The 1,681-nt window shown below is 51.6% G+C and carries 1 rRNA gene; it reads left to right on the forward strand.

Features of this window, described 5'->3' with window-relative positions:
- Positions 1 to 85: 85 nt before the first annotated feature.
- Positions 86 to 1,645: ribosomal RNA gene (locus JZO71_RS11005) — 16S ribosomal RNA — on the forward strand.
- The last annotated feature ends 36 nt before the right edge of the window (positions 1,646 to 1,681 follow it).

A 1,681-nucleotide genomic window follows, 5' to 3' on the forward strand; every position in this document is an offset into this window, starting at 1 on the left:
ATTCAAGACAACAAACATTTTTAAACAGCAAGCAATATGCTAGCAAACAAATTGAGCTTAACAATCGAAAGGTTGTTCTAACTTTTATTATGAGAGTTTGATCCTGGCTCAGGACGAACGCTGGCGGCGTGCCTAATACATGCAAGTCGTACGCCTTTTCTTTCACCGGAGCTTGCTCCACCGAAAGAAAAGGAGTGGCGAACGGGTGAGTAACACGTGGGTAACCTGCCCATCAGAAGGGGATAACACTTGGAAACAGGTGCTAATACCGTATAACAATCGAAACCGCATGGTTTTGATTTGAAAGGCGCTTTCGGGTGTCGCTGATGGATGGACCCGCGGTGCATTAGCTAGTTGGTGAGGTAACGGCTCACCAAGGCCACGATGCATAGCCGACCTGAGAGGGTGATCGGCCACATTGGGACTGAGACACGGCCCAAACTCCTACGGGAGGCAGCAGTAGGGAATCTTCGGCAATGGACGAAAGTCTGACCGAGCAACGCCGCGTGAGTGAAGAAGGTTTTCGGATCGTAAAACTCTGTTGTTAGAGAAGAACAAGGATGAGAGTAACTGTTCATCCCTTGACGGTATCTAACCAGAAAGCCACGGCTAACTACGTGCCAGCAGCCGCGGTAATACGTAGGTGGCAAGCGTTGTCCGGATTTATTGGGCGTAAAGCGAGCGCAGGCGGTTTCTTAAGTCTGATGTGAAAGCCCCCGGCTCAACCGGGGAGGGTCATTGGAAACTGGGAGACTTGAGTGCAGAAGAGGAGAGTGGAATTCCATGTGTAGCGGTGAAATGCGTAGATATATGGAGGAACACCAGTGGCGAAGGCGACTCTCTGGTCTGTAACTGACGCTGAGGCTCGAAAGCGTGGGGAGCAAACAGGATTAGATACCCTGGTAGTCCACGCCGTAAACGATGAGTGCTAAGTGTTGGAGGGTTTCCGCCCTTCAGTGCTGCAGCTAACGCATTAAGCACTCCGCCTGGGGAGTACGACCGCAAGGTTGAAACTCAAAGGAATTGACGGGGGCCCGCACAAGCGGTGGAGCATGTGGTTTAATTCGAAGCAACGCGAAGAACCTTACCAGGTCTTGACATCCTTTGACCACTCTAGAGATAGAGCTTCCCCTTCGGGGGCAAAGTGACAGGTGGTGCATGGTTGTCGTCAGCTCGTGTCGTGAGATGTTGGGTTAAGTCCCGCAACGAGCGCAACCCTTATTGTTAGTTGCCATCATTTAGTTGGGCACTCTAGCAAGACTGCCGGTGACAAACCGGAGGAAGGTGGGGATGACGTCAAATCATCATGCCCCTTATGACCTGGGCTACACACGTGCTACAATGGGAAGTACAACGAGTCGCGAAGTCGCGAGGCTAAGCTAATCTCTTAAAGCTTCTCTCAGTTCGGATTGTAGGCTGCAACTCGCCTACATGAAGCCGGAATCGCTAGTAATCGCGGATCAGCACGCCGCGGTGAATACGTTCCCGGGCCTTGTACACACCGCCCGTCACACCACGAAAGTTTGTAACACCCGAAGTCGGTGAGGTAACCTTTTGGAGCCAGCCGCCTAAGGTGGGATAGATGATTGGGGTGAAGTCGTAACAAGGTAGCCGTATCGGAAGGTGCGGCTGGATCACCTCCTTTCTAAGGAATATTACGGAGACTACACACGTTTGTCAT

The sequence above is a fragment of the Candidatus Enterococcus courvalinii genome (genome assembly GCF_017315945.1).
Taxonomy (GTDB): domain Bacteria; phylum Bacillota; class Bacilli; order Lactobacillales; family Enterococcaceae; genus Enterococcus_B; species Enterococcus_B courvalinii.